This window comes from Roseovarius sp. MMSF_3281, from assembly GCF_030733685.1.
Classification (GTDB): Bacteria; Pseudomonadota; Alphaproteobacteria; order Rhodobacterales; family Rhodobacteraceae; genus Roseovarius.
This window is the reverse complement of record NZ_JASHIM010000003.1, coordinates 246,860-253,689: the sequence shown is the minus strand read 5'-3', so window position 1 is coordinate 253,689 and position 6,830 is coordinate 246,860. Positions and strand designations below refer to the sequence as shown.

Genomic DNA, 6,830 nt, shown 5'->3' with positions numbered 1-6,830 from the left:
CCCGATGAGCGCGGCGCCGGGCATGATCCGGCGCTCCTGCCGGATATGGCCGAACGCCCCGTCACCCTCTCGACCGGCGCGCAACTCCATGTTCAGAAATACGAGGTCAGCGTGGCCGAATGGAACACCTGCCACGATCAGGGCGGCTGCATCCTGCGCCTGCGCGTACGGCCCGACCAACAGGCACAGACAACCCCGGCCACGGGGCTCAGTTACCTTGATGTCTCCGAATACCTGCATTGGATCAACGATGCCACCGGGGCCACCTTCCGCCTGCCCACGGCGGACGAATGGGCCGATATGGCCCGCCCCGTGCTGCCGGAAAAACCCGACCCGGCCTTCACCGATCCCGCCCTCACCTGGGCCTCGGCCTACCTGACCAAGGGGATAACCCCCCGCGCGCTCAAGCCACGGGGCAGTTTCTCGGTCACGCCCGAAGGCATCTGGGATCTCGACGGCAGCGTCTGGGAATGGACACAAGACTGCTTTGCCGGGGCGTCGGGTGAAACCGACCTGTCGCGCTGCCCCGCGTTCTTCGTCGGCGGCGAACATATCGCCGCCATGTCCTACCTTATTCGCGATCCTGCCCGTGGCGGCTGTGCCGTTGGCGTGCCCCCGGCGCACCTCGGCATGCGTCTGGTCAGCGACAGACCCATCGAATGACCGATGCGGGATGCCCACGGCCCCTTTGATCCAAGGGGGCCGGAAAATGCAGACGCCCCCTAGTTCATCAACCCGGCAAAGCGCAAGGCATCATCGACAAGCGCCTTGGTCTCATCCGTCAGGCCGGTGAGCGGGGAACGTACCTCTTCACTGCACAGACCCACGCGCGACATGGCGTATTTCACCCCCACTAGCCCCGGTTCGGTAAAGATCGCCGTGTGCAGCGGCATCAACCGGTCCTGCAATTCCAGCGCCTTGGCGTAATCGCCTGCCAGCGTGGCGTTCTGCACCTCGGCCACCATCTTGGGCGCCACGTTCGCCGTAACCGAGATCACGCCCTGACCGCCCTGCGCGTTGAACCCGTGCGCGGTGCCGTCCTCGCCCGAGATCTGGCAGAAATCCGGGCCACAGATCATCCGTTGCAGGTTCACCCGCGCCAGATCGCCGGTGGCATCCTTGACGCCGACGATCCGCGGAAGCTCGGCCAGCTCCGCCATGGTCTCGGGCATCATGTCCACAACCGACCGGCCGGGAATGTTGTAAATGATGATCGGCAGGTCACAGCAATCATGCAGCGCGGTGAAATGCGCCACCAGCCCGCGTTGCGTGGGCTTGTTGTAATAGGGGGTCACCACAAGCGCCGCATCGGCCCCCACGTTCTTGGCATGCCGCATGAAGCGCATGGATTCCAGCGTGTTGTTGCTGCCCGCGCCCGCGATCACCGGAATACGCCCATCCACGGCGCGCACCACTTCCTGGACAACGGTTTCATGCTCTTCATGGGTCAGCGTCGGGCTTTCCCCGGTGGTGCCCACGGGCACAAGGCCATGGCTGCCTTCGCCGATGTGCCATTCCACAAGTTTCTTGAGCGTATCCAGATCCAGTTCGCCGTTCTTGAACGGCGTGACCAGGGCAGGAAAAGATCCTCTGAACATGACACGCTCCTTTGCTTTTGCGTCGTGGCCCATCGGGCCGGTTAAACTCGTGCCAACGCGCGCATGGCAGAACCTCGCCGCCCTGCCGGTAATGTGAATGGACGCAGGGCGCCCGCGCGCATAGGCTGGCGCTGTCTATCCTTCGTACAGGTCAAAAATGCAAGAGATGTTGCGCCTCATAGCCCTGTCATTGATGCTCATTTGCCAGAGTTTGCCGGCTTTGGCCGAAACGCCCCCGCGCGTCGCCCCCCGGCCCCTGTCCAGCGCCTTTGATGCGCTCTCGGGCGGGCGCTGGGATGTGGCGGCCGATCTGGCCCGCCGCGATGGCCCGGCGGCGGTTGCCCTGATCGAATGGTACCGCCTGCGGGCGGGCCACGGCACGCCTCTGGAGGTGCTGAAATTCCTCGATACCCACGCCGATTGGCCCGGCCTCGACTACCTGCGCAAACAAAGCGAAGAGGCGATGGCCGAGGCCCCCGATGAACTGATCCTGCGGTTTTACGATGGCACCCGCGCGCAAACCGGCATCGGCGCATTGTCGCAGGCCCGCGCCCTTCTGGCCGCGGGCCGCAAGGGCGAGGCCGAGGCCGGCCTTGTGCTGGCTTGGCGCACCCTCGACCTCTCCACCGAGGAACACGAGGCGTTCCTCGCCCGTCACGGCGCGCTCCTCAAGCCACACCACGCCGCGCGCCTCGACATGGCCCATTGGCGCGGCCTGCGCGACGTCGCCCTCATGCTGCCCTTGGTGGATGAGGAAAAGCGCGAGCGGATCGAAACCGCGCAGATGATCGAAAAGGCCGGCAGTGGTCTCGACGACCGAATCGATGACTTGCCGGAAGACACCAAATCCGACCCGCATGTCGCCTACGCGCTTTTCAACCACTACCTTGAACGCAACCGGGGCGAGGACGCGCGCGCCACCATGCTCAGCCAAAGCCAGATCGCGGGCGGCTTGGGCGAACCGGGGCGCTGGGCGGGATGGCGCCGCGCCTTGGCGCGCGACCAGATGCGCGACGACAACCCGCAAACCGCCTATGCCCTCGCCGCCACTCATCAACTGACCGAAGGCGCGGCCTATGCCGATCTCGAATGGCTTTCGGGCTATCTCGCGCTGACCTATCTCAAGGATGCCGAACTCGCCCGCGATCATTTCCAACGCTTCCGCGCCGCAGTTGAAACGCCGATTTCGTTGGGCCGGGCGGGATACTGGATTGGTCGGGCACAAGAGGCGCTGGACGATCCGGAGGCCGCGAAAATGGCCTATGCCCAAGGGGCCGAACATCAAACCAGCTTTTATGGCCTTCTGGCCGCCGAAAAGGCGGGGCTGCCCTCTGACCCCGCGCTCAAGGGCGAAAACGACTTCGCCGAATATGCCGGAAGTGACCTGATCCAACGCCCGGTGACCCAATCGGCCATACTGGCCCTTGCCGCGGGCCGCCTGAACCTTGCCGAACGCTTCTTCACCCATATCGCTGAAACGCTGGACGAATCCGAACTCAAACAATTGGCCAGCCTGCTACGCGACCTCGACCAACCGCACCTGCAGGTGATGGTCGGCAAACGCGCCGCCCGCCGCGCCCTCACCCTTCCGGGGCCATACTATGCCCTGCACCCGATGTCCGGGATGGACTTGCCCGTGCCCATGGAACTGGCCCTCGCCATCGCCCGCCGCGAAAGTGAATTCGACCATGGGGTCTCAAGCCGCGTGGGCGCCGAAGGCCTGATGCAACTCATGCCCGGCACGGCCTCGGACATGGCCCGCGAACTGGGCCTCGATCACGACCGGGGCCGCGTGCTGACCGACTGGGCCTATAACGCAAGGCTCGGCTCGGCCTACCTTGCCTACCTTGCCGACCGTTTCGAGGGCAATATCGTGATGATGTCCGCAGGCTATAACGCGGGGCCCGCGCGCCCCGACCGCTGGATCGAACGATTCGGCGATCCCCGGCGCGGCGGTATGGACGTGGTGGACTGGATCGAACACATCCCCTTCCGCGAAACCCGCAACTACGTCATGCGCGTCGCCGAAAGCCTGCCGGTCTACCGCGCCCGCCTTGGGCGCGATCCGCACCCGGTGCCGTTCTCGCGGGAACTTGTCCTGCCCACGATCCGGCCCAAGCTGGACTAAAGCGTTTCGCCCAATCGTTGCACGCGTTCCGCCGTCCGCCGATGTCTCGGGTGAAAGGCGGACCGCTTTATTGCGGCAGGATCGTCCGCCTGCGTGTCCGCGGCTCCACCTGCGCCCAATCCGGCCACCAGCCCAGCATATCTATGCCCGCGACCAAGGCGGTCAGCGCCACGATGCAGCCTACAATCAGCGCCTTTCTGGGCGAAGGCGGATTGCGCGCCAGTACGGCCAGCCTCAGCAATATCCGTTCAATCATACCACGCTGTCCTCGACGACCTGTTGCCGCGCCTTTTGAAATGGTTTCACGGCCCGCAAACCACCAACGACCAAAGGCCGCGTGCCGGGCGCAGTCGACAAGACCGTCACGCCGCCTGCCGCTGCCGCCACAAGGTAAACAGCCCCGCCCCCACGATCAACGCCGCGCCAAAGGCCACGTTGGGCCGGATGGTTTCGGCAAACACGGTGACCCCGATGGCGCTGCCAAAGACCAGCTGCAAATAGGCGAAGGGCTGCACCGAACTGGCCTCGGCCACCTCGTAGCACTTGATCAGCGTGAAATGCCCCAAGGCCCCGGTAATGCACAGCGCGCCCATCCAGACCCAATCCGGCCCGGTCATCGGCTCCCAGAACCAAAGGCCCAGGGCGGTCATCGCCACCGACCCCACCGTGCCGGTCCAGAAAAACGAGGTCGCGGCACTGTCCTGACGCGCCACGTAACGGGTCAGCAACCCGTAAAGCGCGAACATCAGTGCCGCGATCAGAGGTACCACGGCGGCGGGCTGGAACACCCCGAATCCGGGTTCCAGAATGATGATCACGCCCACGAATCCAACCCCGATCGCCGCCCACCGGCGCCAGCCGACATATTCGCCCAGGATCGGCCCCGACAGCGCGGCGATCAACAGCGGGTAACAGATGAACACCGCATGGCTTTCCACCAGTCCCAGCAGTGTAAACCCGTAAATCATCACGCAGATTTCCGCGACCAGCAGAAGCGCCCGAAACCCCTGCACCAAGGGTTGCTTTGTCTGCGCCGCCGCCCGCAGGCCGCCCGCCTTGCGCGCGGCCACGCTCATCACGAAGGCAGCAAAGAACCAATAGCGGATCATCACCACCATCAGCACGTTATATTCCCCCGCCAAATGGCGGCTGATCCCGTCCTGCACGGCAAAGATAAAGGTGGTCACCACCATCAAAGTGATGCCAAGCCGCGTGTTCTGTTCGGTCATGCGCTGCCCATCCTTGCCTGTGTCATATGTCGTTTGCGGCCATAGCCGGGCAGGCGTGTCACGTTGAACCCCGCCGCCTCCAGCCCGCGCCGCACGAAGCCCGCGGCGGTATAGGTGGCCGCCGTCCCATCCGGGGCCGTATGCGCGCCCACCTGCGCCATCACCCCCTCTTCCCAAAGCTCGGGGTTCTTGGCCGGTGAAAACCCATCCAGAAACCACGCATCGGCGCGGCCCTGCCAGCGCGGCAATGTCTCTCGCGCATCGCCCGCGACCATCTCGAATCGTAAATCATGCAGGTCAAACGCCCGCGCCCCGCGCTGCCAATGCGCGGCCAGTTCCCCGGCAATCCCGGCCACCTCCGGAAACCCCGCCTGCGCGCGGATCATATCCGCCGCCGCCATCGGGAAGGCCTCGAAGGTGGTGTACTGCAACACACCGGGCACCCCCGCCGCGCGCCAAGCCTGCAAGCAGGCCAACAGGTTCAGCCCCGTGCCAAAGCCCAATTCGGCCACATGAAACCCATCCGCGAAACGTTCCGGCAATTCATTGCCCGCCAAGAACACATGCCGCGTTTCCGCCAACCCGTTTTCAAGGCTGTAATACGGGTCGTCGAACCGGGTCGAGACCGGCACGCTCTCACGCCATTCCAACTCGGCTTGCCCCGTCATGTCCCTCATCGCCTTTCGGAGTGTTCAGGCCCGCGCGCCGGATATACACCGCGCCGTGCTCATGCCATAACGCGCCCGACACTGCCGGGGAAAAAGGGAAATGGCAATGGCCGACGTCACCATTCGCGGCGCGGGAATCTTCGGGCTCTCCATCGCTTGGGCCTGCCTGCAAAAGGGCGCAACCGTCCGGGTGATTGACCCGCACGGGCCGGGGGCCGGTGCCTCGGGCGGCGTGGTCGGTGCACTCGCCCCGCATGTGCCGGAAAACTGGAACGCCAAGAAGGGGTTTCAGTTCGAAAGCCTGCTGATGGCCGCACCCTTCTGGGCGGGGGTCGAGGCAGCAGGCGGGCTATCCTCCGGTTACGGTCGCACCGGCCGGTTGCAACCCATCGCCGACGATCACACGCTATCCCTTGCCCATGCGCGCGAAACCACCGCAAAAGAGTTTTGGCAGGATCACGCCACATGGCGCGTCATCCCCGCCACCGGGGCTGCGTGGGAGCCGCACAGCCCCACGGGCTTCCTGATCCACGACACGCTCACCGCCCGGATGCATCCGCGCCAGGCCTGCGCCGCTCTGGTCGCCGCCCTGCGCGCCAAGGGGGCCGAGATTGCCACCGAAGGCCCCAACACCGGCCATTTCCTCCATGCCACCGGCACCAAGGGGCTGGAAGAACTCACCCGCCACCACACCCGCACCGTTGGCAATGGCGTCAAAGGGCAGGGGGCGCTGCTGGATTATGCCATGCCCGACGCACCGCAGCTTTTCGCCGACACCATCCACATCGTGCCACACGCCGATGGCACCACTGCCATCGGCTCCACCTCGGAACGCGACTACGATTCGCCCGACACCACCGATGCCCAACTCGATGCGGTGATCGCCCGCGCCCGCCGCGCGGTGCCTGCACTGGCCAATGCCCCGGTGATCGAACGCTGGGCCGGGGTCCGCCCGCGCAGTCGCTCCCGCGCCCCGATGCTGGGCGCGCATCCGCTTTATCCCGGTCAGTTCATCGCCAATGGCGGCTTCAAAATCGGCTTCGGCATGGCCCCCAAGGTGGGGCAGGTCATGGCCGATCTGATGCTTGACGGGGCCGATCACATCCCGCCCGATTTTCGGCCCGAGGCGTCTTATTGAGGGGCGTTTCGTACGACTCGTACGAAACATTTTCGGCACCCCCGGATTTTCGTACGAAAATCGGGGTGT

The 6,830-nt window shown here is 65.1% G+C and carries 7 protein-coding genes; 3 read left to right on the top strand and 4 right to left on the bottom strand.

Going from position 1 to position 6,830, the window contains the following annotated elements; all coding sequences use genetic code 11:
- Positions 1-663 (top strand): SUMF1/EgtB/PvdO family nonheme iron enzyme (locus tag RBB32_RS06305; RefSeq protein ID WP_306151845.1); only part of this gene is annotated, 663 nt, incomplete at its 5' end.
- Between the two features lie 59 nt (positions 664-722).
- Here RBB32_RS06305 and dapA read toward each other — a convergent pair.
- A complete protein-coding gene (gene dapA, locus RBB32_RS06300) occupies positions 723-1,598 on the bottom strand; it encodes a 4-hydroxy-tetrahydrodipicolinate synthase (RefSeq protein WP_306151844.1) in 876 nt (291 codons plus the stop codon).
- 220 nt (positions 1,599-1,818) lie between these two features.
- Here dapA and RBB32_RS06295 point away from each other — a divergent pair, with 220 nt between their 5' ends.
- A complete protein-coding gene (locus RBB32_RS06295) occupies positions 1,819-3,726 on the top strand; it encodes a transglycosylase SLT domain-containing protein (protein WP_371931024.1) in 1,908 nt (635 codons plus the stop codon).
- A gap of 67 nt (positions 3,727-3,793) precedes the next feature.
- Here RBB32_RS06295 and RBB32_RS06290 read toward each other — a convergent pair whose 3' ends face one another.
- The 3 genes from RBB32_RS06290 to mnmD form a co-directional block, all read right to left on the bottom strand.
- Positions 3,794-3,982 carry a hypothetical protein gene (locus RBB32_RS06290; RefSeq protein WP_306151842.1) on the bottom strand — a complete coding sequence of 63 codons (189 nt, stop codon included), beginning with the start codon at positions 3,980-3,982 and terminating at the stop codon, positions 3,794-3,796.
- A 106-nt stretch (positions 3,983-4,088) separates the two neighbouring features.
- Positions 4,089-4,955, bottom strand: a complete 867-nt coding sequence (locus tag RBB32_RS06285) for a DMT family transporter (protein ID WP_306151841.1) — start codon at positions 4,953-4,955, stop codon at positions 4,089-4,091.
- Positions 4,952-5,623, bottom strand: coding sequence for a tRNA (5-methylaminomethyl-2-thiouridine)(34)-methyltransferase MnmD (gene mnmD, locus RBB32_RS06280; RefSeq protein WP_306151840.1), 672 nt, complete (start codon positions 5,621-5,623; stop codon positions 4,952-4,954). The genes RBB32_RS06285 and mnmD overlap by 4 nt, the downstream gene beginning before the upstream one ends.
- 106 nt (positions 5,624-5,729) lie before the next feature.
- Here mnmD and RBB32_RS06275 point away from each other — a divergent pair, with 106 nt between their 5' ends.
- Positions 5,730-6,761 (top strand): FAD-binding oxidoreductase, encoded by a 1,032-nt coding sequence (locus RBB32_RS06275; protein ID WP_306151839.1) that lies wholly within the window; start codon positions 5,730-5,732, stop codon positions 6,759-6,761.
- Positions 6,762-6,830: the final 69 nt, after the last annotated feature.